Raw genomic sequence first — 24,051 nt, forward strand, 5'->3', positions numbered from 1 at the left:
CTAGTATAACAGATTTTCACTTAAATTGCATTCTCTTGCTTCCAATTTTTGAAATTGAGCATGAACTTCTGAATAGCTTCTGGTTCTTGAAGACTTTGTAAGGGATAAACAAACGGCGCCAACGGTCTTGCAGCTTTCTTTTGCAAGACAAAAATAGACTTGGCCATAGCAGCCTTCCCAAAGAGACTTGGTGGCAGGGCAATCATGGCAACGATATTGGCTTGTTCTTGTAACCAGCCTTTCAGTAAATCGCTTTGCGGACTAGTCAACAAATCATTTGGAGCCAAGAGAATAGCGAATCCATCCTTTTCCAGATATTTGAGGGATTGTTCCATGAGTAAATGATGGGCGTAGGTATGTTCATTTGGACTGGCAACCTGATAACGGCTGGCAATCTGGTCATCTGGATAGTAGCCAATAGGCAAATCTCCCAAAATTACTTGACTTTCCTTCAAAATCTGCGGACGTACCGCATCTCCCTGAGCAAAAGAAATATCTGCCTGCATGACATCCGCAATACTTGCCGACAAATCAATCAAGAGGTCGTCCACTTCGATCCCCAAGTAATCCAATTCTTTCTGGCTGGCGTTGAGAATAGTCTGAGCTAGATTGCCTGTCCCCGAACCAATTTCCAGAACCGTCACCTTGGAAGTAGATACTAGTTGGTCCACTAGAAAAGATAGGATAAATCCGATAGAGTCTGGTGTGAACTGGTGATTATACTGCATGGGTTCAGTCTGATTGGCCTTGATAAGCAAGAATTGGTAGGCACGGCGCCATTCTTCCTTGGTTAAATCTAGTTGTTTCAAGGTCTTGTTATTATTGACAACAAGATCTGTCTCATGCTGATCAGCTACGTAAGCAGCATTTTGCTCAATCATGGCATCATAGATATTGGTGCCTAGCTGGTTTTGGATAGTCTGTACGTTTTCTAATAGCAGGTCATAAGCCTGTTCGATTTTTTCAAAATTCATACTCCTATCTTATCAAAAATTCACCAACTTTGCACCAAAAAGGGAGCGGCTAGCCACTCCCCTCGGGTACTATTTTAACCGGAAATTGATAGGTATACAGACCATCACTTGTTAACTCAACTGCAACCAATAGTTGGTCACCTTTAAGTTGATAACGAGCCTGTCCCTCTTGAAAGGAGACCCTTCCTCCATCCTCCTTCTGCTTAGAACCTGTGGTTAAATTTGCTTCCTTTTCATTCATCGCCGCTCCCGCAACTATTTTTTCTACTTGCAAGTCCTGCTCGACCTTGTCCAAGACCATCTGAGCCATGATATAAGCAGTCGTTTCTTGCCTTGCCACCTGTACCAAGCGACTCTCAGCTTCTTGACGGTGGAGATAAAACTGAAGCAAAAGACTAAAAACCGCCAGCATCAAAAGGGCATAGAGCAGGATGCCCGCCTTAACTTTTTTCTTTAAAAGCATAGATAAAGGTCCGCTCCTCTCCATTTTTAAAGCTAAAGTTGATGCGCACCAGCTGATTTTCTTGGGAAATAGCTGCGCTGTCTAGATGATAGAGCATGGGCTGATAGCCCTGTCCCCTGTCATTTGTTTTCCGAAAATCATCCGACCGTGACTTGCCAAAGGCCAAAGCCTGACCTCCCTTATCAACATAGACCTTGCCATTTTCAACCTTGACCAAGGCAGCCTGGTCCCACTCCGACCGCAATTGACTAGAGAAGACCAACCATTCCTTTTGAACGGTCTGACCTTGATAATGCGCTTCTTGGACCAGCAGTTTTGACAAGCCTTCAAAGACCAGAAGACTACCTGAAAGAATGACTAAGGCTACCAAGCATTCCAAGAGAGTAAAAGCAGGAATTTTACTTTTTAACAACCGATAAAACCTCCTTTCCCTCGTGGAAAACAATCGTCTTATCCGCTGTTCGTTGAACCTGAACTGTAACACCGTTTAAGGCTAAATTATCTTGCTCGGTCTGAACAGCCATCTGTGCTAGATTGAGAACCTCCTGTTGTTCCAATTCCCAAACCTGTCGCCTACGACCTGCATCCACAGCTGATAAAATCAAGCTACAAATAGTCACTAGGGTCGCAAGGGCAACCAGACTTTCTAGCAAAATATAAGCCTTATTCTTCTGTTTTCTTATAGCGACCACTCCCTATATATAATTGATACGTGACTGTCTTTCGACTAAGCCGAAAACGAATCTTGGTCAGAGAAGAATTTCCACCATTTTCTTCAAATGTGATGGTCTTCCCTTCCAATACTTCTACACTTCTGGGTATCTCTACAGCCTGATAACCATTTGTAACCTCCTGCCTACCGATAGCTAGACTCACTGTTTGGTGGGAACTGGCTGCCAATTTCTGACTGTCTCTATAGATGGCTTCAAATTCCCAGAGAAAAATCTCTTCCTGAACAGACCGAAAGGCCGTTTGTACCGTTCCCGATAGGCTGATTGCCAGAAAGCTGATGACAAATAAGGTCAGCAGGCTTTCGAACAGGGTAAAAGCCTTATTTTTTCGCCGTAGCATACTGTTTTGCTTGTTTTTCAGTAATATAACCTGCCTGTTGCAAATCCTCCACCGTTGCTTCCTTGTCATATTCCAATTCATAGAGCTCCATCTGACTCTCCACTACTTTGACAACAGCTGCATTCCCTTTCTCCTGAATGGCATCCTTCTGCTGGCTCAAATTTGGCACAAAAAGGAGCAAGAGCAGGCTAATGATCCCCAAAACGACTAACATTTCCACCAGAGTGAACCCTTTTACCTTCATTTCAACTAATTTTTTCATTTTACAACTCCATATTTTGATAAATCGGCAGCAACATGGCTGCGTAGATGAGAACGACCATTAAGGCCACAAAGAGAAAGACCAGCGGTTGAATCAGCTGCATGGCTCTATTGACCCGAGAGAAAAAATCCTCCCAACACTCGGCTGCATAAACTGTCAACTCGCTACCCAACTTGGACTTGACCTGACCATACTCGACGATCAAACTCAGCTCTCGCTTAAAAAAGACATAGGTCTTGATGTGTTCGTGAAAACTCTGACCATTGGAAAGCGACTGCTCCAAGTCCTGTCCAATCTCCCGAAAGAGCTGCGATTGTTGCTCCTGCATCAAACCCACAATCTGCGGCAGGTCCAAGCCTTGCCCAATCAAACTCCCCCACTCCCTGGCGTAATAGGCCGTCAGATAGGTTTGGATGAGTTTTCCGAAAAATGGCAGAGCTACTAAGCAGGAAAAGACCTTGATTTTGTTAGTTTTGCGAAACCAAACAAGACCAGCTAAGACCGCCACCAAACTAAGTCCACAGAGGGATAAAAAGATAGTCGGTAGATGATTGATCAGCACCGTCGCTGCATTACCTTCCTCCAACTGGGGCAGAAGATAGTTTTTCAAGCCCAGCATAATCAAGAGCAGAAAACCTAGTAAGATAATCGGATAGGTCGCCACCTCAATCAGCTTTTTACGAACCTTGCTGACATTTTCCAGATAGGACTGGATATGGTGCAAACTCAGGCTGGTATTGCCATGAACTTCTGCCAGAGCCACCTGTGTGACCACCGCATCTGAAAACCGCAAATCCGCCAGCAAACTTGAAAAGGGTTTTCCTGCTAACAGCCCGTCTGATAAGACCTGGGTATAGGGATCTGCCAGAAGCTGACTGCGTTTGAGAAAATCAACAATCTCCCCCAGATGAAAACCACTAGCAAAAAGATTATTGAAAAGCTCAATGACCTTACGCTGGCGATCCAAGGGTAATTTTTTCTGTTTCTGCCTGCCGAAGACTGATATGTCCTGCTGCAAAAAGGCGATCAATTTGCGCATTCCACTGGTCTGCGGAATGGTTTTGGTAATTTCCCTTTGCAAAATCTACTACACCTCCTCCCCCAATCAAACGTTGATAGGCAATCCCTTGAAGGGCATTGTTTAACTCCTCAGGGCTGACACCTAGTTCTAACATACGAGCATAGACTCCTGAAATAGACCTTGCATGAACTGTTGAGAAAACGGTAGCTCCCGTCAGGCTGGCTCGAATGACTGCTCGAGCGGTTTCTGCATCCCGAATCTCACCAATGATGAGCAAGTCTGGTCGATGGCGGAGGGACAGTTTGATTAGATTGTCGTAGGTGGCTCCGATGGCTTCATTGAGTTGAAGTTGAAGCATGTCCTCCTGCTTGATTTCGACAGGATCCTCGATGGTCAAAATCTGCTTGTCTGGGAATTTCAGCCTGGCAAGATGGTACATAAGTGTGGTCTTACCAGAGCCGACTGGACCCGAAAAAAGGTAGAGCCCTCGTCCCTTGATTTCTTCTGCAAGCCGATCGGCCGCCTCAAACCAGAACTTAAGTTCCTTGTCATTGTCATAGAGCAAGCGGATAACCAGACTTTCCTTACCACGATAATCTCCGACAGTTGATAAGCGAAGTGAAATCTCTCCGCTACCATAATCATAGTCACAGGACCCCTGCTGGCTACGGCGTTTTTCACCAACATTTAAACCTGCTAAAAACTTGAAATGGCTGATAATGGCTGTTACTTCCTCCTCAGCCAAGTCTTGCACAAACTCCCGTTCATCCATGATACGATGATAGACTTGGTAGCCTTGACCACGAGGAACCAGATAAATATCACTGACCCTATCTGCCACCGCCTCCTCAATCATCTTTCTTGCTTTTTCTTGAATCATACAACCTCCTCACCCTATCTATTCGTAAGGAAACTTGATTTTCCATACTTTTTTGTTAAAATAATAAAAAAGCTTGGAGGTTCTTATGAAAAGATTAAAAAAAGGCGACCATAAATCACCAAATCTCCCACACTACTAACGTTTAAGTCAACATCTCAGCGCAGTGGTTGATTGGCAGATTTGTTCGTTTTACACTCCAAATCTGACCTAATCAACTGTGCGGGGGCGGTAAGACGAACTCTTTAAAACCTTCGAGTTCTGTACCGCTCCCAGTCCCTCTTCATCTATTGAAAGAATTGGCGGTTTTGAAGTCAATCTTGCTGCCAAGGAAAAACTGGAAGAACTGGGCTTCAAACTCACTTTCTCAGAACATTATTTTGAAAACGATATTTTTGATTCGGCTCCGATTGCCAGTCGTGTTGCGGACTTGGAAGCAGCCTTTGCGGATGAGTCGGTCGATGCCATTCTGACAACCATTGGCGGTTTCAACTCTAACGAACTGCTACCTTATCTGGATTTTGACCTAATCGCCCGCCATCCGAAAATTTTCTGCGGTTATTCGGATACGACCGCCCTGCTCAATGCTATTTACGCCAAGACAGGCATGCAAACCTACATGGGTCCAGCTTATTCAAGCTTTAAAATGGTGCAAGCCCAAGAGTATCAAACAGAAGCCTGGCTCAAGGCCGTGACACAAGACTCCTATGAACTGACACCGAGTCCAGAATGGTCCAGCGATGCCTGGTACCTACCAGACGCCCCTCGCACCTTTTACCAAACAGAGTGGAAAGTCTACAATCCAGGCCAGGCCTCTGGTATTGCCATCGGCGGAAACATCTCAACCCTCAATCTACTGACTGGGACAGAGTTTGCACCCATACCAGACAAATATATTCTATTTTTAGAAGAGGCAGAAGACGACGATTATCTCATTATCGCTCGTCATTTGACAGCTCTTCTACAAGCCTATCCAAATCCACAGGCTCTTGTCTTCGGTCGTTTTCCTAAGGAAACCAAGATGACCGAGGAGATTTTGCTGGCGATTCTGGACAAGCACCCTATTCTCAAAAAAGTTCCTGTTCTCTATGATTTGGACTTTGCCCATACCCAGCCTCTGTTTACCATTACCATCGGTGCTCAAGTGGAGCTCGACACCGAAGCCTTTTCTATCAGATTCAGCTAAAAAGGATTGCTCACTATGGCAATCCTTTTATGAATCATAGTTGACACATTTTCCTTGTCTTAGCTTGCAAGGGCGAACTCGCGGTTGTTGCACCGGTTTAGTAGCAAACCCCGCAGGTAAATTTTCTCTCGCTTCTACCAACATCAGCGAATGATACCTCTGCAAATATTCATCGCATTCCTCACACCAATGCTGGTCTGATTCATCCCAAAAAGCCACCATCGTTCCATTCTTACTTTTCTTCATTGGAAAATCCTCTGATAGCCGTACCCACTCTTTTTGAAAGGCATTCAGTGCATCCTCATAGCGATCAAAAGCAGCCCTACTGGTAACATCCTCTTCCCAACCATCTAAGAACCACCAGGGTTCAAAATCTCCATACATTTTAATAACTTGATACATAATATTACTTCCTTTTTCGTACACATTATATCGAAATTGTATGATTTAAGAAAACATTCTGCTTGTTAATTCCTTATCAAGTCATATATATGTTTCTTTCTGAATATCAAAAAGCACATCCCTCAAAGAGAGATGTGCCATCTTAATTTACTCAGTTACTGCAGCAAGTTCTGCTTCTGCTGCAAGTTCTTCAGCGACTGTGTCTTCAATGATTTCAACTTCATTGATGGCTTGTGGTTCTAGATTACGGTAGCGGGCCATACCTGTACCTGCTGGGATAATCTTACCGATAATAACATTCTCTTTAAGACCGAGAAGGTTATCACGTTTACCACGGATGGCTGCATCTGTAAGGACACGTGTTGTTTCTTGGAAGGATGCGGCAGACAAGAATGAGTTGGTTTCAAGGGACGCTTTTGTGATACCCATAAGAACTGGACGAGCTGTTGCCGGAATACCACCTGCAATAACCACGTCAGCATTGGCATCTGTAAAGTCTGTGATATCCATGAGGGTACCCATGAGAAGATCTGTATCACCTGGATCCATGACACGAACTTTACGAAGCATTTGACGAACCATTACCTCGATGTGCTTGTCGCCGATTTCTACACCCTGGCTACGGTAAACTTTTTGAACTTCAGAAAGAAGGTAAGTTTCAACCGCCAAGACATCACGTACTTCAAGCAAGCGTTTTGGTTGGATAGAACCTTCGGTAAGGGCTGCACCACGCGCAACTTGGTCACCCACCTCAACCTTCATACGGGCTGTAAATGGTACCACGTATTCGCCTTCGCCAGTTACACCCTTAACAAAGACTTTCTTGGTACGAGTAGAAGCATCTTCTTCAATAGCGATAACTTCCCCTTTGACCTCAGTGATAACCGCTTCCCCTTTCGGATTACGGGCTTCAAAGATCTCTTGGACACGAGGAAGACCCTGCGTAATATCGCTGTTTGAGGCTACACCACCCGTGTGGAAGGTACGCATTGTAAGCTGTGTACCAGGTTCACCGATAGATTGAGCTGCAATCGTACCAACTGCTTCACCCACTTCAACCGCATCACCTGTTGCCAAGTTGATACCGTAACAATGACGGCAGACACCGTGACGAGTGTTACATGTAAATACGCTACGGATGGTTACTTGTTCAACACCTGCATTGACAATTTCACGGGCAATATCTTCAGTAATCAATTGGTTTGGACCAATGATAACGGCTCCTGTTTCAGGATGTTTAACAGTTTTCTTAGTGTAACGACCTTGCAAACGCTCTTCAAGTGGCTCGATCATTTCCTTGCCATCTGTGATTGAACGGATGTCAAGACCACGGTCTGTTCCACAGTCGTCTTCACGGATAATAACGTCTTGGGCAACGTCAACCAAACGACGAGTCAAGTAACCTGAGTCGGCTGTCTTCAAGGCCGTATCCGTCATACCCTTACGGGCACCGTGAGTTGAGAAGAACATTTCCAATACAGAAAGACCTTCTCGGAAGTTAGACAAGATAGGCAATTCCATGATACGTCCGTTCGGAGCTGACATCAGACCACGCATACCGGCCAACTGGGAGAAGTTGGAAATGTTACCACGGGCACCAGAGTCCATCATCATAACGATTGGGTTCTTCGGATCTTGTTTCTCAACCAGACGTTTTTCCAATTTTTCCTTAGCTGAACGCCATTCATCTGTAACAGCTGCATAACGCTCATCGTCAGTAATCATACCACGACGGAATTGTTTCTTGATTTGTTCTACACGTTCGTGAGATTCTTCAATGATTTCAGCCTTGTTGTCAATAACCGGAATATCGGCAATACCCACTGTCAAACCAGCGAGTGTTGAGTGATAATAACCCAAGTCTTTCAAACGGTCAAGCAGGGCTGATGTTTCAGTTGTACGGAAACGCTTGAAGATTTCAGCGATGATATTACCAAGATTTTTCTTCTTGAATGGTGGGTTGATTGGCAATTCTGCAATAGCAGCCTTGATATCTGATCCTGGTTCCAAGAAGTATTTATCAGGGGTTCCTTCTGTCAAGTTAGCATTGTTTGGCTCTTGCAAGTATGGAAGACCTTCTGGCATAATCGCGTTGAACAAGATTTTTCCGACAGTTGTCATCATAATCTTGTGTTTTTGGTTGTCTTTCCAAGGTTTATCAAGGCTATCTGTTGCAATACCAACACGGGTATGCAAGTGAACATAGCCATTGCGGTAAGCCATAACAGCCTCATCCGCATCCTTGAAGACCATACCTTCACCTTCACGACCAGCATCTTCCATGGTCAAGTAGTAGTTACCCAAAACCATATCCTGAGATGGTGTTACGACTGGTTTACCATCTTTAGGGTTAAGGATGTGTTCTGCCGCAAGCATAAGGATACGCGCTTCTGCTTGTGCTTCTTCTGACAATGGAACGTGAATCGCCATCTGGTCACCGTCAAAGTCGGCGTTGTAGGCTTCACAGACAAGCGGATGCAAACGAAGGGCTTTACCGTCAATCAGAACTGGCTCAAAAGCCTGGATACCCAAACGGTGAAGGGTAGGTGCGCGGTTCAAAAGAACTGGGTGTTCTTTGATCACTTCTTCCAAAATATCCCAGATACGATCATCCCCACGTTCAATCAAACGTTTTGCAGCTTTTACGTTACCAGCAATATCACGGGCAACGATTTCGCGCATGACAAACGGTTTGAAGAGCTCAATCGCCATTTCACGTGGTACACCACATTGGTACATTTTAAGAGTTGGACCAACGGCGATAACGGAACGTCCTGAGAAGTCAACACGCTTACCAAGCAAGTTTTGACGGAAACGTCCTTGCTTACCTTTAAGCATGTGGCTGAGTGATTTAAGCGGACGGCTACCTGGTCCTGTGATTGGACGACCACGACGACCGTTGTCAATCAAAGCATCCACAGCTTCTTGGAGCATACGTTTTTCGTTTTGTACGATGATACCTGGAGCGTTAAGTTCCAAGAGACGAGCCAAACGGTTGTTACGGTTGATAACACGGCGGTAGAGTTCGTTCAAGTCAGATGCGGCAAAACGGCCACCATCCAACTGAACCATCGGACGCAAATCTGGTGGAATAACTGGAAGGATATTGAGAATCATCCACTCAGGCTTGTTACCAGATTTGTAGAATGCATCCAATACATCCAAGCGACGCACTGCTTTAATGCGTTTTTGACCAGAAGCTGTTTTCAATTCTTCTTTCAAGGCTGCGATTTCTTTTGGAAGATCAACTTGTTTCAAGAGGTCTTGAATGGCTTCTGCACCCATTTTGGCAACGAATGAACCATAACCATATTCACGCAAACGCTCACGGTACTCGCGCTCAGTCATGATTGACTTGTGCTCAAGCGGTGTATCTTTCGGATCGATCACCACGTAAGCTGCGAAGTAGATAACTTCTTCCAAGGCACGTGGGCTCATATCCAAGGTCAAGCCCATACGACTTGGAATCCCTTTGAAATACCAAATGTGTGAAATTGGAGCTTTCAACTCAATGTGTCCCATACGTTCACGACGAACTTTTGCACGAGTCACTTCAACACCACAGCGGTCACAAGTAATCCCTTTATAACGGATACGCTTGTATTTACCACATGAACACTCCCAGTCTTTTGTTGGACCAAAGATGACTTCGTCAAAGAGTCCATCACGTTCTGGTTTAAGTGTCCGATAGTTGATTGTTTCAGGTTTTTTAACCTCACCGTAAGACCATGAACGAACCTTACTTGGTGAAGCTAACGTGATTTGCATACTTTTAAATCGATTTACGTCAACCACTAATAATCCCTTTCTTTTCTTGTGAGAGGCTGGATTCCCAGACCTCAAATTCTTGAACAATAATCAGCAGAATGGATAGCTGGTAAGCTATTCCTCTATAAATCAGACGGTGGAAGACCGTTGGTCCTTATCTCTTTCAGTTCTGAGGTTTGGACCAACTTGTTCCATCCATTCTAATTATTCTTTGCCTTCTGCTTCTTCTGCTGCAAAGGCTGCGGCTGCATCAGCTGCGGCTTTTGCACGTGCTTTTTCAAGATCATCTACGTGGATGATGTCATCATCTTCACCTTCATCAAGGTCACGCAATTCTACTTCATTGTTGTCTTCATCAAGGACACGCATATCCAAACCAAGTGATTGCAATTCTTTGACAAGAACGCGGAATGATTCTGGAACACCTGGTTTTGGAATTGGTTTACCTTTGGTGATGGCTTCATAGGCTTTAAGACGGCCTGTCACATCATCTGACTTGTAAGTCAAGATTTCTTGAAGGACGTTAGAAGCACCGTAGGCTTCAAGGGCCCAAACCTCCATCTCACCGAAACGCTGACCACCAAACTGAGCCTTACCTCCGAGTGGCTGTTGGGTAACGAGTGAGTATGGTCCGACTGAGCGGGCGTGAAGTTTATCATCAACCATGTGGTGAAGCTTGATCATGTACATGACACCGACAGACACACGGTTGTCAAATGGCTCACCTGTACGTCCATCGTAAAGAATGGTTTTGGCATCTGAATCCATACCTGCTTCTTTAACAGTTGACCAGAGGTCTTCTGAACTTGCACCATCGAAAACTGGTGTTGCAATATGAATGCCCAAGTTGCGAGCCGCCATACCCAAGTGAAGTTCCATAACCTGACCGATGTTCATACGTGATGGCACCCCGAGTGGGTTCAACATGATGTCAACTGGTGTTCCGTCTGGAAGATATGGCATATCCTCAACAGGTACAATACGTGAAACGACACCCTTGTTACCGTGACGACCGGCCATCTTATCTCCGACCTTGATCTTACGTTTTTGAGCGATGTAAACACGAACCAACATGTTAACACCTGATTGCAATTCATCACCGTTGGCACGAGTAAAGATTTTCACATCACGAACGACACCATCGGCACCGTGAGGTACACGAAGAGAAGTATCACGTACTTCACGTGACTTGTCACCGAAGATAGCGTGCAAGAGGCGCTCTTCAGCAGAAAGATCTTTTTCACCTTTTGGTGTGACTTTACCAACAAGAATGTCACCTTCTTTAACTTCCGCACCGATACGGATAATACCCATTTCATCCAAGTTGCGAAGAGCATCTTCACCAACGTTTGGAATTTCGCGAGTGATTTCTTCAGGGCCTAACTTGGTATCGCGTGTTTCTGATTCGTATTCTTCCAAGTGAACAGATGTATAGACATCGTCTTTCACAAGGCGCTCAGACATGATAACCGCATCCTCGAAGTTGTAACCTTCCCAAGTCATGTAGGCAACGATAGGGTTTTGACCAAGAGCCATTTCCCCATTTTCCATAGAAGGTCCATCTGCGATGAAGTCGCCTTTCTCTACGACGTCGCCCAATTTTACAAGGGTACGTTGGTTGTAGGCAGTACCAGAGTTTGAACGACGGAATTTAGAAATGTGGTAGACATCAAGCGAGCCGTCTTCACGACGCACTTCTACCTTGTCCGCATCTGCGTAAACAACCTTACCATCGTGTTGAGCGATAATAGCCGCACCTGAGTCGTGGGCAGCCTGGTATTCCATACCAGTACCAACGTAAGGTGCTTTTGGATCAATCAATGGAACAGCCTGACGTTGCATGTTGGCACCCATGAGGGCACGGTTGGAGTCATCGTTTTCCAAGAAAGGAATACATGCTGTCGCAACGGCAACTACCTGCTTAGGAGAAACGTCCATGAAATCTGCTGAATCTGCTGGGAACTCTTGGTTATTACCTTGGTGACGTCCCATTACAATCTTATCAACGAAACGGTTGTTTTCATCAAGTGGAGATGTTGATTGTGCTACGATGTAGGCATCTTCTTCATCCGCTGTCAACCAAACGATTTCGTTCGTTACTGTACCAGTTGCACGGTCGATCTTGCGGTATGGTGTTTGAATGAAACCATACTTGTTAAGGTGTCCGTAAGAAGACAAGTTGTTAATCAAACCGATGTTTGGTCCCTCAGGCGTTTCAATCGGACACATACGACCATAGTGAGTGTAGTGAACGTCTCGAACCTCATAACCAGCACGGTCACGAGTCAAACCACCAGGTCCCAAGGCTGACAAACGGCGTTTGTGAGACAACTCAGAAAGTGGGTTGTGTTGGTCCATGAACTGTGACAACTGAGATGAACCAAAGAATTCCTTGATTGCGGCTGTAACAGGACGGATATTGATGATTTGTTGTGGCGTCAATACTTCATTGTCTTGAACAGACATACGCTCACGCAAGTTACGTTCCATACGAGTCAAACCGATACGTACTTGGTTAGCAAGCAATTCACCAACGGCACGAATACGACGGTTACCCAAGTGGTCAATATCATCTACACGACCAAGACCCTCAGCCAAGTTGAGGAAGTAGCTCATTTCAGCCAAGATGTCCGCAGGTGTTACTGTACGTACGTTTTCTGCTGGATTAGCATTACCAATCACCGTCACAACACGTTCTGGATCCTTAGGAGCTACAATCTTGAATTTCTGCAAAAGAACTGGCTCAAGAAGAACAGCGTTGTCATTTGGAATATATTCTACCAAGTTGAGCTCATCGAATTGTGCTTCTACTTTTTCAAGCACATCACGACTCAATACAGTACCAGCTTCCAAGACGATTTCGCCTGTCTCACCGTTAATCACATGCTCAGCAAGTGTTTGGTTGAGCAAACGAGTACGGAGGTTGAGTTTTTTATTAATCTTGTAACGACCAACAGGTGCCAAGTCGTAACGACGTGGGTCAAAGAAACGAGCTGTTAAAAGGCTACGAGAGCTTTCAGCTGTCTTTGGTTCACCTGGACGAAGGCGCTCATAGATTTCCTTAAGTGCTTCATCTGTACGAGAATCTGCTGGGTTTTTATGAATATCTTTTTCGATGGTATTGCGAACCAATTCGCTATCACCGAAGATGTCAAAGATTTCATCATCGCCTGAGAAACCAAGCGCACGAACAAGCGTTGTGAACGGAATCTTACGCGTACGGTCAATACGAGTGTAGGCAATGTCTTTTGAGTCTGTTTCCAATTCCAACCAAGCTCCACGGTTAGGGATAACCGTTGAACCATAACCTACTTTACCGTTCTTATCTACTTTATCATTGAAGTAGACACCTGGTGAACGAACCAACTGAGAAACGATGATACGCTCTGCACCGTTGATGATGAAGGTACCCATTTCAGTCATGATTGGAAACTCACCGAAGAAGACTTCTTGCGTCTTGATCTCGCCAGTTTCTTTATTCACCAGACGGAAAGTTACATAAATTGGAGCTGAGTAGTTCGCATCATGCGCACGCGCCTCTTCCAATGTATATTTAGGTTCTTTCAATTCATAACCAACGAATTCCAATTCCATGGTATCCGTAAAGTTTGAAACTGGAAGTACATCTTCAAAGACTTCTTTCAAACCATAATCTAAAAAGTCTTGGAAAGAGTCCGTTTGGATTTCAATCAAATTTGGTAAATCAAGAACTTCCTTGATTCTTGAAAAACTACGACGGGTACGGTGCTTACCGTACTGAACTTCATGTCCTGCCAAGTTAATTCTCCTCTATTTTTCTATTGATTTTTCTGCAAAATCAAACACATTTGCCTTTTGTTAGAATTTTTAGAATCTTTAAGAATAGGTAACAATTCTCAAAAAATTCCTCATAGACACAAAAAGAGCAGCTAAATCTTCCTTTGAAAAAGTTTGATTTAACTGCTGCAAGCCTTGTCTGGACAATATTTCAAACAAGACACACGACAAATAATTTATACTATTATAGCACAAGTACTAGGAAAAATCAAGGTGAATCATTATTCACTTGCTCACTAGTTGCTGTTTGCGTTTCTGATGACTGGTTCGTGTTATTAGCTGAAGAACTCGTGCTAGTCCGAGTTGAACTGCTTCGTTGGGTTGAGCTACTTGATGTTAGTGTTTGGGAGCCGATAATTGTATTCCAAGCCTGTGCTCGGTCACTATCTGTCCCTCCAACCATGAAGTTATAGCTCGTTACTGGTGCACCATTTTTAGCCCAATAACTTGTTGTCATCGCACCGCCAACTGTTACTTGGCGCCCATTTACCTGTGTAGTCCCTGCACGTTGACCTGTAGAAGCAACGACGCTAGAAGCAATAACACCACTGTCTAATTCAAATTTTCCTGCGAACATATCCGCATTAACATTGTAAAGAGCATCAACCATATGGGCCACATATTGTGAATTATTGTGGTAGCCAGTCCAGACATACATTTCTGAGTTATCATCATTCCCAGCCCAGGTACCTAAAGTTACTCTAGGGGTCGATAGCATGAGCCACACGTCATTGACTTCATTACTTGTTCCCGTCTTACCGACGAAATCAGACGATGCTGCCTGTGGGTTTAAACCACTCAATCGACTCTTGAACGTCGTAGTATACCCAGAGTTGACAACCTGTCTCAAAAGCTGGTTCATGATACTTGCAGTTGCTTTAGAATAGACCTGAACTGGAGCAGCTTCATGCTGATACACTACTGTTCCATCAGAGGCAGTAATGCTTTCAACAATGTAATGTTTGTTATAAACACCACCATTTGCCAAAGTTTGATAGGCATTTGTATTTGTCAATACTGAAATTTCAACACCACCGCCCAACGGTACACTTTCAATATCGTACATAGGAATATGATAATTCATTTTATCCATGTACGCTTTGGCATCTACACCTGCATTTCTCATCATCTTATAGGTCCAAAAAGCAGGAATGTTAACAGAACGGTCAATAGCCGTCTGTAAGTTCATCATACCAGTACCACGTCCTGAACCATACATGATCGGTTGTCCACTTGAAAAGTTCGTTGGATAATCTGAAAGGATGCTGGCAGAACCTATCAAACCTTGATCAATCGCAATACCGTAAGCTAACAGAGGCTTGATGGTTGACGCTGGCGAACGAAGAGTATCAAAGGCATGGTTATTTTGGTTGGTTGCATAATCGCGACCACCCACAAATCCTAAAATGGCTCCTGTGGCATTATCAATTAACACACTACCTGTCTCAACATATTCGTTTCCATCATCCAAAACAGATCCATAGTTTGCCACAACAGACTGCATTGCCGCATAGATTTTTTGATCAACGGTACTCTTAATCGTGTAGCCACCTTGGCTCAATTCTTGCTTGGCCAACTCCTCATAGGATGCCTTTGTTTCATCATTTTTCAAGTCATTTTTAGAAACCTTGTCACGTTTCACCAGATAATCAAACATAACCTCCTGCGCTTCTTCCATGACCTTGTAATAGAGATAATCTTTCGTATCCGCCACTACAGGAGCTGGAGCAATAAAATCTTGTTTAATATCGTAGGCTTTATAGGTTTCGTATTCTTCCTTGGTCAAGAATGACGCCCGATACATATTAAAGAGAACATCTTGATAGCGTTCAATACCGTAAACCATATCTTCATCTGATTTACGTGTTCCATCTGATGCATAGGGAGAATAAACAATCGGACTTTGCGGTAAGCCTGCAATAAAAGCAGCCTGCGGAACAGTCAAGTCTTTCGCTGGTTTACCAAAAATTCCCTGAGCCGCAGCTTCTACCCCTGCAATATTTCGTCCCTGATTATTTCGACCAAATGGAGAAACATTTAGGTAAATGGTTAAAATCTCTTCCTTGGTCATATTCCGCTCTAATGCCAAAGCCGAAACAATCTCATTAGCCTTACGCGTAAAGGTTGGAGCATCTCCGACAAGTTGCTGTTTTATCAATTGCTGCGTCAAGGTTGAACCACCGCTAGATGAACCTAGACCAACTGATCCCAGTGCCGCACGCAAAATAGCCTTAGGCACAACCCCATTGTGGGTTTCAAATGTTTCATCCTCTGTCGCAATTACAGCCTGTTTTAGATAATTAGAGACCTCTTCCGAAGTAATGGGTACACGAAGCAAATCTGAATTAACTTCCGACACCAAGCTACCATCCGAATAGGTAACGGTGGAAATCCGACTAACTTCTGAAACCTTCGCTACCAGTTCCTCTGTTTTGGGAATCTTAACATCATCGAAAAGACTAACCACGAAACCAATTCCTATACCCGCACCAAAAAGACCGAATAGGAAGACCAAGACTGCTACTGAATTGAATAATAATTTCAGCGTCCGAAGGAAAACTCCCACTACATCCCCTAAGCCTAGGGCACTGATTTTCTTTTTAAAATCTTGCTTATCTGATTTAGTCGCCATATTAACTCCTTATCGTTCCATTATACCAAATTTTGTTTATTTTCCGCAATTTCATGGTATAATAGGAGAGAATTTTTTAATGGTGAGATGCGGTTTTAGCTTGTAAAAAACTCAAAAACCAAAGCATCTTGTTGAAGGAGAAACGCATGAACATTTTTGAAGAACTAAAAGCACGTGGCTTGGTCTTTCAAACGACTGATGAAGAAGCCCTAGTAAAAGCATTAACAGAAGGGCAAGTATCCTATTATTCTGGCTACGACCCAACTGCCGACAGCCTGCATTTGGGGCATTTGGTACCAATCCTCGTCTGCCGTCACTTGCAGTTGGCAGGCCACAAGCCCTACGCCCTAGTTGGCGGTGCAACTGGTCTGATTGGTGACCCTTCCTTCAAGGATGCGGAGCGCAGCTTGCAAACCAAAGATACCGTGGACGGTTGGGTAACAAAAATCCAAGGTCAACTCTCTCGCTTCTTGGATTTTGAAAATGGTGACAACAAGGCCGAAATGGTCAACAACTACGACTGGTTCTCAGACATCAGCTTTATCGACTTCCTTCGTGATGTTGGTAAATACTACACAGTCAACTACATGATGAGCAAGGACTCTGTGAAAAAACGGATTGAAACAGGGATTTCCTACACCGAGTTTGCTTACCAAATCATGCAGGGTTATGACTTCTACGAGCTCAATGACAAGCACAATGTGACCTTGCAAATCGGTGGTTCTGACCAGTGGGGCAACATGACCGCAGGTACTGAATTGCTTCGCCGCAAGGCTGACAAGTCTGGTCACGTGATGACTGTTCCTCTCATTACCGACTCAACAGGTAAGAAGTTTGGTAAGTCAGAAGGCAACGCTGTTTGGTTGGATGCCGACAAGACTTCTCCATATGAAATGTACCAGTTCTGGCTCAATGTCATGGACGATGATGCCGTTCGTTTCTTGAAAATCTTTACCTTCTTGTCATTAGATGAGATCGCTGAAATCGAGAAACAATTTGACGCTGCCCGTCACGAACGCCTAGCTCAGAAGATTTTGGCTAAGGAAGTCGTGACATTAGTCCACGGTGAAGAAGCCTATAACCAAGCCCTTAACATCACCGAGCAATTGTTCGCTGGCAATATCAAAAACCTATCCGCAAAAGAACTCAAGCAGGGTCTCAGCAACGTTCCAAACTACGCTGTCCAGGCTGAAGACAACCTTAACATCGTTGAACTCCTAGTTACCTCTGGTATTGTCAACTCAAAACGCCAAGCTCGCGAAGATGTAGCAAATGGTGCCATCTATGTCAACGGTGAGCGTGTGCAGGACTTGGACTACACTCTATCTGACAGCGACAAAATCGACGGCGAGTTGACCGTTATCCGTCGTGGTAAGAAGAAATATTCTGTTTTGACTTATTAATATTTTTCAAGGAAATCCTATGTGATTTCCTTTTCTACTAACCTAGGAGAAATGACATGACCTGCATTTTTTGTCACCAACTCAATGAAAATGACATTCTCTACCAGACGGAGCATTTCAAGGTCGTCTGGGATATTGACCCTATTCAAACAGGGCATCTGCTGATTATCAGCAAGGAACACTATGACACGCTCCACCAAGTCCCTCCTGCTGTTCGCTATGAACTGTCGGACTTGGAAATCTTGTTGACTGAAAAACTCTGTCAAGCATTGGCAATTGACGGCGTGACCATAGCCTGCAACGACCGCTTGTTTGACGCTGGCACCCATTTCCATGTCCACCTGATTCCACGCTTTCGATCAGACGGCTTCTGGGACCAAATTTCACTTGCACAAGCGCAGCTGGATCTGACTCACTTTCTCAAAGCATTATAAAAAGCAGCCCGACGGCTGCTTTTTCGCTTATATAGTCGCTTAGTTTCCTTTTAGTACAAGGCAACGAGCCGCAGGCATAACTGGAGTTAGGCAAGGCGAGTTAACGAAGTAATAAAAGAGAAACTAAATGACTATATCAATTCTTCCACTTCATAGATAGTATCTTCCAGCACCTCTTGGTACTGTTCCAAGTCATAGGCCACAGAGGTTTCCACCTCCGCCAACTGCTGATCCAGCTGGATGTTCACCTCTTCCACCCCGTCCAAGTCCAAGAGGTGATTGGTCACGTGTTTAACACAGTTTTGGCACGATAAGTTTTTCAATTTCAAAGTTTGCTTCATATTCTTTCTCCTTTTTTATACTCAATGAAAATCAGGTTCAGACTAGCTTCAAAGGTTCGGGGAACCTTTGAAGGTTGGAAATAAAGCGAACCTGTTCGCTACAAAAAGGTTTGGGGAACCTTTGGAGGTTGGAAATTGGGCGAACGTCTTCGTTTCTCCAAGAGCAGATAGACCCCTACTACTTTCGCATTTTCAGGTAGCAGGCTGTAAAGCTCCACCGGAGCTTTACACTCATCAAGTCAAGTCAAGTCAACAACGTCTGAGGTTGATTTTCGAAGAGTATGATGATGCCCACAGGTACACTGACCAACCAAACACCGACAAGCAATTTGCTCGGGTGCGGTCTTTTGTAGCTGAGAGATTTTGCTGGCCAGATTTTCTAGGCTTTTTTTGGAAAATGTCCCTGTGTCTAGCAGTTTTTCAACCAGTTGCCCCTGTTTTGTGGAACATATGGTAGCTAGTAAGAGCTCCACCTGCCCCTGCAAATGTTCCTCTTCACTGATAAGCGGGTAGTAGTGGTACTTGCTAGTTTCCTTAGCCATTCTCAAATAATTTTTCTTCCGTAGCCGCCCTAAAAGTGTCTTAATGGTCGTCGCCTGCCAATCAAAGCCTTCCTGCAAGGCCTGAATAATTTCCTGAGAAGTTGCACCAGGATGGGCCCACAGAACCCGCATGACCTGCCACTCCGCAGCAGAAATTGTCTGCTCCACACATTCACCTCCCAACAATCATTTTCTAACTTTAGTTTACATTTGTAGTCAAAAAATGTCAAGAAGAAAGACTGAACATCTTGCCCAGTCTTCTCATTATTCTTAGTGAGCCAGCATTTCCTGACCAATTTCCAAACCAGTCAAACCAACAGGGTAGTATGTCGGCCAGTTTTCCAACTCTTCCAAGAGTTTTTCTTGGCTCTCTCCACCAAAATAGATATGGAAGTGACCTGTTTTAACAGGGGCGATATTGTGGTCGCTAAATTGAACATACTTATAGTTACCAGCATTTGCATCCGTTGCTTCAAACAAGAAACGAACACCACGATTTCCTTTTTTGTAGGTCAAAATCTTATAACCCACATACTTATACGTGAATTTTTCTTTCTTATCTCCCACTACAAATTCCATGGTATTATCTGTAATGTTAATTTGATCAACATCTGTTTTGTAGCCTGTATCGTAATAAGCCTTGTACTCTTCAGCTGTCATACCACCTTTGATCTTAGCCTTGTAATCCCAGACCTGATCTAGTGTACCATCAAGCAAGTATGGATAAACAGATTGCCACTCACCTGCATAATCTGAAAGAGTACGATCTTTTACGGCACTATCTTCAAAATAACCATTATAAACAGTTTGCGCAGTCTCAGCACCTTCTTCTGGCAAAATTTCAGAACCTTCTTGGGAAGTTGTTTTTTCAAGGGCAGTCAGATTATCTTCCATAACAGAAATATAATCCTTACCATTTTTCATATCCTCATCCGTCAAACTTTCAAGAGGATTAAGAACGTCCAACTGAACCCCAGTCTCTTTAGCAAGTGTTTCTGCAACAGATTTTGACGCATTTTCTTCAAAATAGATATACTTAATACCATATTTATTGATATACTCTGTTAATTCTGCTAGACGTGATGGAGTCGGATCCTCATCTGCAGCAACACCTGTAATAGAAACTTGTTTCAAACCATAGTCCAAAGCCAAATATGCAAATGCAGTATGTTGTGTAACAAAGTATTTCTGTTTCGCAGCAGATAATGTTTCAGAATATTTCATATCTAAAGCATCTAATTTCTCAATATAGGCTGCCGCATTTGTTTCAAAAGCATCTTTCTTTTCTGGATATTTAGCTACCAAACTATCACGAATATTTTCTACAAGTGTAATGGCACGCTCAGGAGACAACCATACATGCGGATCATAAGCATGGCTATGCCCCTCCTCACTATGGTCGTGATCCTCACCTTCTTCACTACCTGGTAACAAGAGCATCCCTTCCGTCGCACTAATCACATTAACCTTTGTTGTATCAAGTGATTTTTCAACATCATGAACCCATGTTTCCATATTTTCATTTTCATAAACAAAAGCATCAGCCTCTTGGATACGAGCAATATCTTTAGCTGACGGCTCATAACCATGAACCTCTGTCCCAGCCTTAACCAACAGATCAACATTTGCCTCATCACCTGCCACCTGCTTGGTGAACTCATAAACAGGATAAAAGGTCGTTACAATATTCAACTTCCCATCTTCAGAAGCTGTGCTATTGCCACAAGCCCCTAAAAGCAAAGCTGAGACAGACAAGAATAATAAACCAACTTTTTTCATCTTAACTCCTTATTTTTTAAATTTTTGAACAACATTCACCAGTAAGAAAATACTAATGAAAATCAAGGTAATACTTGCACTCGCCGGGGTTTCTGCATAGTAAGAAGTTAGCAAGCCCATGACCATTCCAAAAAAGCCAATGCCCATCCCAGTAAAGATAACAGCTTTAAAACTCTTACCAAGTCGCAATGCAATAGAAGCAGGCAAAACCATAATTGTTGAAACCAGCAAAGCACCTGCCGCAGGAATCATTAAGGCAATGGCAACACCAGTCACCACATTGAAGGCAATGGACATAGCTCGCACAGGCAAGCCATCTACAAATGCCGTATCCTCATCAAAGGTAAGAATATACATCGGACGTAAAAACAGCAATGTCAGCACAATGACAATCACAGCAATCGTAAACAAAGCAATTACCTGCTCCTGACTAATCGTCACAATCGAACCAAACAGATATTGTTCCAGACTAAGCCCTGATTTCCCACCAGATTTATTCATGACAATGAGCGAAATAGCCAAACCAGTCGACATGAGGATAGCCGTCCCAATTTCCATAAAATTCTTGTAAATTGTCCGCAAATACTCTAAAAATACAGCTGCCACAATAACGACAAGAACAGTCGAAAGCGTTGGTGAAATCCCCAATACCAAACCAAATGCAACCCCCGCCAACGAAACATGACTAAGAGTATCCGACATCAAACTCTGTCGTCTGAGTATCAAAAAGACCCCCAAAATAGGCGAGAACAGACTCATCGCAATGATTGCTAGGAAAGCACGCTGCATAAAGTCATAATGAAATACAGATAGATCAAACATCAGCAACCTCCTCATCCGCTTCATGAACATTGAAACAACGCCAAGGAGACTGCTGATCACGAACCAAGTGAATGTTTCGATCAGCATACCTATTCAGCTCATCAGGATCATGAGTTATCATCAGAACCGACTTTCCATGCTTCTTAGCCGAATGATGCATGAGCTGGTAAAAAGCATCCTTGGTCCCTGCATCCATCCCTGTTGTTGGTTCATCCAGAATAAAAATATCCGGATCAGAGGCAAACATACGCGCAATGACCGCGCGTTGCTTCTGCCCACCACTCAAAGCACCTAAGCGCTTATCCCGATGTTCCCACATTCCAACTGATTCCAAACTAATCCGAACATGTTCCTCATCATGGGCTGTCAAACGACGAAACCAACCTTGTCGAGGATAACGCCCTGATTTTACAAATTCGTAAACCGTGCTCGGAAAACCAGCATTAAAACTTGCAATTTGCTGAGGTAAATAGGCCATTCTCAACTTCTTACCTTTTATACTCTTCTCAGCAATAGAAACCCTCCCCTGTTTGGGCTTCAATATCCCCAAAGTCGCCTTAATGAGGGTTGTCTTGGCTGCGCCATTCTCACCAGTCAAAGTCACAAATTCCCCACTATCAAGATAATAATGAATATGTTCTAAAACCGGTTCTTTGTCGTAGTAAAACGACAAGTCTTCCACAGTAATATATCTCATTTATTTTCTAATCTTCTCCACTAACTCACTTAAGAATCGAGCAATTGACTCCTGCTCTTCGAGACTATAATTTTCCAAAAGCTCTTCATAAGCTTCCAAGGTATGCGCGTGATGATGAGCATGCTCTGCAGCAATAGGCTTAGCAGCCTCAGTCAAACTAAAGCGAACAATACGAGCATCCTTATCATCTCTAACCGCCACCAGTAACCCCTGAGCAACTAATGACTTTGTAGCCTTCGTGATCGCAGCCTGACTAACATTCAACTCCTTAGCAATCTCAGTATTAGTATATGCAGCCTTTTCAATAAGCATCAAAATATGCTCCTGCGTATTCGTCAACTTCACCGTGCTTTGACAAGAACCAACCAAAATCTCCAATTGATTCTCCGAACTCAAAACAATCTCGTGCAGGTACTTCTCAATTTCTAATGCAATACGATTCATAGGCATCCCCTTAACCTTTTAATTAACTTGTTAAGTATAACACATAGAGAACAAAAAAACAAGGAAAATTTACTGAAAAAGAGTAGATCTATCCATAGCAACTCATAAGCCCTCTTAATAAAAAAGAAACACCAATTTCTCAGTGTTCCTTCATTTCAAACTATTCTTACTATCTGTTAACAGCAGCTTCCACCTCTGTTGTAACATCCCTATACTCGAGATTAGTCAAACTTGCATAGACATCATTGATACTATCACGATAAAAATGATCCGACTGAGCAGATAGCTTAACCATTTTATCTTTATCTACTTCACTCGGTGCTTCTAGTGTAACAATACCATCCTTGTCAATAATCAATTTAGAGAAATTGTAAACATAGAAATCTGTTGAAGTTTTGACAAAAGAATCTTCTTTTTAAAAGAAACCGATAGATATTCTTTCGTTCCCACCTGACAAGCCGTTAACACCAAAACTGACAAGGCTACAAAACCTACTCTTAATAATTTCTTTTTCATCTTTCTCCTACAAACCAGGACTTCTCCAGTTCATTTGAATCAGCGAATAGTTGCATGGACGCCGTAACGCTCCATGTTAGCTAATTTTTCATTAGCTCGCGCATTCTGGATAGCTGCCCTTGCCGCAGCATCTTCCAAATGAGCCAGCCCTTTACGAAGTCGCTCTGCCTGATTACGCAGTTGTGAAATTTGATACTCAATTAAAATCAAAAATAGCCGATATCCAATCTCTATGTACAATTGATTTGAGTTGATAAACAGTTAAGGTTTGAATAATCTCTTGAAGTTTATCGATTACCTCATTTAAAGTCTTAAATACTTTATTCTTGAAACCAAGTTTACGAATCTCAGCCCAGACTTGCTCAATAGGATTCATTTCAGGTGTATAGGGTGGAATGAAGGTGAATTCTATATTCTCAGGAATATTTACTGTCTTCGATTTATGCCAAATGGCATTATCCATGACTAAAATAATATAATCTTCTGGATAAGCTGCCGATAGCTGATGTAAAAATTCATTCATCCAATCACTATTACATCCGCCTGCTATGATGAAAAATGAGTCGCCTCTATGGGCATCCACAGCTCCATAACAATAGCG

24 protein-coding genes and 1 pseudogene are annotated in these 24,051 nt (G+C 43.4%); 3 read left to right on the plus strand and 22 right to left on the minus strand.

Translation table 11 applies throughout. The features are described 5' to 3' along the window. Positions 1–20: 20 nt before the first annotated feature. The 8 genes from ODU34_RS05515 to comGA are packed head-to-tail and all read right to left on the minus strand — an operon-like array spanning position 21 to position 4,671. The gene (locus ODU34_RS05515; RefSeq protein ID WP_136647179.1) at positions 21–974 is read right to left on the minus strand and encodes a class I SAM-dependent methyltransferase; all 954 of its coding nucleotides are present in this window, start codon (positions 972–974) and stop codon (positions 21–23) included. Positions 975–1,023: 49 nt separating this feature from the next. Next, positions 1,024–1,437, minus strand: coding sequence for a competence type IV pilus minor pilin ComGG (comGG, locus tag ODU34_RS05520; protein WP_053866671.1), 414 nt, complete (start codon positions 1,435–1,437; stop codon positions 1,024–1,026). Then, positions 1,415–1,849, minus strand: a complete 435-nt coding sequence (comGF, locus tag ODU34_RS05525) for a competence type IV pilus minor pilin ComGF (RefSeq protein ID WP_053866670.1) — start codon at positions 1,847–1,849, stop codon at positions 1,415–1,417. The genes comGG and comGF overlap by 23 nt, the downstream gene beginning before the upstream one ends. Continuing rightward, the gene (gene comGE / locus ODU34_RS05530) at positions 1,836–2,129 is read right to left on the minus strand and encodes a competence type IV pilus minor pilin ComGE (protein ID WP_136647178.1); all 294 of its coding nucleotides are present in this window, start codon (positions 2,127–2,129) and stop codon (positions 1,836–1,838) included. The genes comGF and comGE overlap by 14 nt, the downstream gene beginning before the upstream one ends. Further along, entirely contained in the window at positions 2,101–2,508 is a 408-nt protein-coding gene (gene comGD, locus ODU34_RS05535; protein ID WP_053866668.1) for a competence type IV pilus minor pilin ComGD, read from the minus strand. The genes comGE and comGD overlap by 29 nt, the downstream gene beginning before the upstream one ends. Further along, on the minus strand, positions 2,489–2,770 hold the full coding sequence (gene comGC / locus ODU34_RS05540; protein WP_136647177.1) for a competence type IV pilus major pilin ComGC: 282 nt from the start codon (positions 2,768–2,770) through the stop codon (positions 2,489–2,491). The genes comGD and comGC overlap by 20 nt, the downstream gene beginning before the upstream one ends. A gap of 1 nt (position 2,771) precedes the next feature. Next, a complete protein-coding gene (comGB, locus tag ODU34_RS05545) occupies positions 2,772–3,809 on the minus strand; it encodes a competence type IV pilus assembly protein ComGB (protein WP_269089095.1) in 1,038 nt (345 codons plus the stop codon). Next, a complete protein-coding gene (gene comGA / locus ODU34_RS05550; RefSeq protein ID WP_105178944.1) occupies positions 3,721–4,671 on the minus strand; it encodes a competence type IV pilus ATPase ComGA in 951 nt (316 codons plus the stop codon). Before comGA ends, comGB begins: the two co-directional genes overlap by 89 nt. Before the next feature lie 271 nt (positions 4,672–4,942). Between comGA and ODU34_RS05555 the strand changes: the two are divergent. After that, positions 4,943–5,854: pseudogene (locus ODU34_RS05555) on the plus strand (S66 peptidase family protein); the annotation flags it as partial. Positions 5,855–5,881: 27 nt separating this feature from the next. Here ODU34_RS05555 and ODU34_RS05560 read toward each other — a convergent pair. The 4 genes from ODU34_RS05560 to pbp1b all read right to left on the minus strand — a co-directional run bounded on the left by ODU34_RS05560 (position 5,882) and on the right by pbp1b (position 16,472). Then, complete coding sequence (locus ODU34_RS05560; protein ID WP_024385120.1) at positions 5,882–6,256, minus strand: DUF1033 family protein; 375 nt, start codon at positions 6,254–6,256, stop codon at positions 5,882–5,884. Between the two features lie 147 nt (positions 6,257–6,403). Continuing rightward, a complete protein-coding gene (gene rpoC, locus ODU34_RS05565; RefSeq protein ID WP_105178946.1) occupies positions 6,404–10,051 on the minus strand; it encodes a DNA-directed RNA polymerase subunit beta' in 3,648 nt (1,215 codons plus the stop codon). 177 nt (positions 10,052–10,228) lie between these two features. Continuing rightward, the gene (gene rpoB / locus ODU34_RS05570) at positions 10,229–13,801 is read right to left on the minus strand and encodes a DNA-directed RNA polymerase subunit beta (RefSeq protein WP_024385118.1); all 3,573 of its coding nucleotides are present in this window, start codon (positions 13,799–13,801) and stop codon (positions 10,229–10,231) included. Positions 13,802–14,048: 247 nt separating this feature from the next. Then, positions 14,049–16,472, minus strand: a complete 2,424-nt coding sequence (gene pbp1b, locus ODU34_RS05575) for a penicillin-binding protein PBP1B (protein WP_105178947.1) — start codon at positions 16,470–16,472, stop codon at positions 14,049–14,051. Between the two features lie 146 nt (positions 16,473–16,618). On the opposite strand from pbp1b, the gene tyrS reads away from it, so the two are divergent. Together tyrS and ODU34_RS05585 are read left to right on the plus strand one after the other, a co-directional pair. Further along, complete coding sequence (gene tyrS / locus ODU34_RS05580; protein ID WP_105178948.1) at positions 16,619–17,875, plus strand: tyrosine--tRNA ligase; 1,257 nt, start codon at positions 16,619–16,621, stop codon at positions 17,873–17,875. A 56-nt stretch (positions 17,876–17,931) separates the two neighbouring features. Next, positions 17,932–18,309 carry an HIT family protein gene (locus ODU34_RS05585; protein WP_205015210.1) on the plus strand — a complete coding sequence of 126 codons (378 nt, stop codon included), beginning with the start codon at positions 17,932–17,934 and terminating at the stop codon, positions 18,307–18,309. A gap of 131 nt (positions 18,310–18,440) precedes the next feature. On the opposite strand, the gene ODU34_RS05590 is transcribed toward ODU34_RS05585, so the two are convergent. The 10 genes from ODU34_RS05590 to ODU34_RS05635 form a co-directional block, all read right to left on the minus strand. Beyond that, a complete protein-coding gene (locus ODU34_RS05590; protein ID WP_105121963.1) occupies positions 18,441–18,650 on the minus strand; it encodes a heavy-metal-associated domain-containing protein in 210 nt (69 codons plus the stop codon). Positions 18,651–18,889: 239 nt separating this feature from the next. Next, positions 18,890–19,360: a CopY/TcrY family copper transport repressor gene (locus ODU34_RS05595; RefSeq protein ID WP_174854127.1), complete on the minus strand. Its 471-nt coding sequence runs from the start codon at positions 19,358–19,360 to the stop codon at positions 18,890–18,892. Positions 19,361–19,462: 102 nt separating this feature from the next. Further along, on the minus strand, positions 19,463–20,971 hold the full coding sequence (locus ODU34_RS05600; RefSeq protein WP_029172118.1) for a zinc ABC transporter substrate-binding protein AdcA: 1,509 nt from the start codon (positions 20,969–20,971) through the stop codon (positions 19,463–19,465). 9 nt (positions 20,972–20,980) lie between these two features. Continuing rightward, positions 20,981–21,793 carry a metal ABC transporter permease gene (locus tag ODU34_RS05605; protein WP_002936593.1) on the minus strand — a complete coding sequence of 271 codons (813 nt, stop codon included), beginning with the start codon at positions 21,791–21,793 and terminating at the stop codon, positions 20,981–20,983. Then, on the minus strand, positions 21,786–22,490 hold the full coding sequence (locus ODU34_RS05610) for a metal ABC transporter ATP-binding protein (protein WP_024404806.1): 705 nt from the start codon (positions 22,488–22,490) through the stop codon (positions 21,786–21,788). The genes ODU34_RS05605 and ODU34_RS05610 overlap by 8 nt, the downstream gene beginning before the upstream one ends. Next, entirely contained in the window at positions 22,491–22,934 is a 444-nt protein-coding gene (locus tag ODU34_RS05615) for a zinc-dependent MarR family transcriptional regulator (RefSeq protein ID WP_012774904.1), read from the minus strand. 169 nt (positions 22,935–23,103) lie between these two features. Continuing rightward, positions 23,104–23,292: a hypothetical protein gene (locus ODU34_RS05620; protein WP_398578394.1), complete on the minus strand. Its 189-nt coding sequence runs from the start codon at positions 23,290–23,292 to the stop codon at positions 23,104–23,106. Further along, a complete protein-coding gene (locus tag ODU34_RS05625; protein ID WP_161941060.1) occupies positions 23,289–23,450 on the minus strand; it encodes a hypothetical protein in 162 nt (53 codons plus the stop codon). The genes ODU34_RS05620 and ODU34_RS05625 overlap by 4 nt, the downstream gene beginning before the upstream one ends. A gap of 39 nt (positions 23,451–23,489) precedes the next feature. Continuing rightward, positions 23,490–23,660, minus strand: a complete 171-nt coding sequence (locus tag ODU34_RS05630) for a hypothetical protein (protein WP_398578393.1) — start codon at positions 23,658–23,660, stop codon at positions 23,490–23,492. Further along, on the minus strand, positions 23,647–24,051 hold a 405-nt coding region (locus ODU34_RS05635; RefSeq protein ID WP_398582920.1), incomplete at its 5' end, for an IS630 family transposase. The genes ODU34_RS05635 and ODU34_RS05630, both read right to left, overlap by 14 nt.

It is taken from the genome of Streptococcus sp. 2018WUSS126, assembly GCF_044427425.1.
Taxonomy (GTDB): Bacteria; Bacillota; Bacilli; order Lactobacillales; family Streptococcaceae; genus Streptococcus; species Streptococcus hashimotonensis.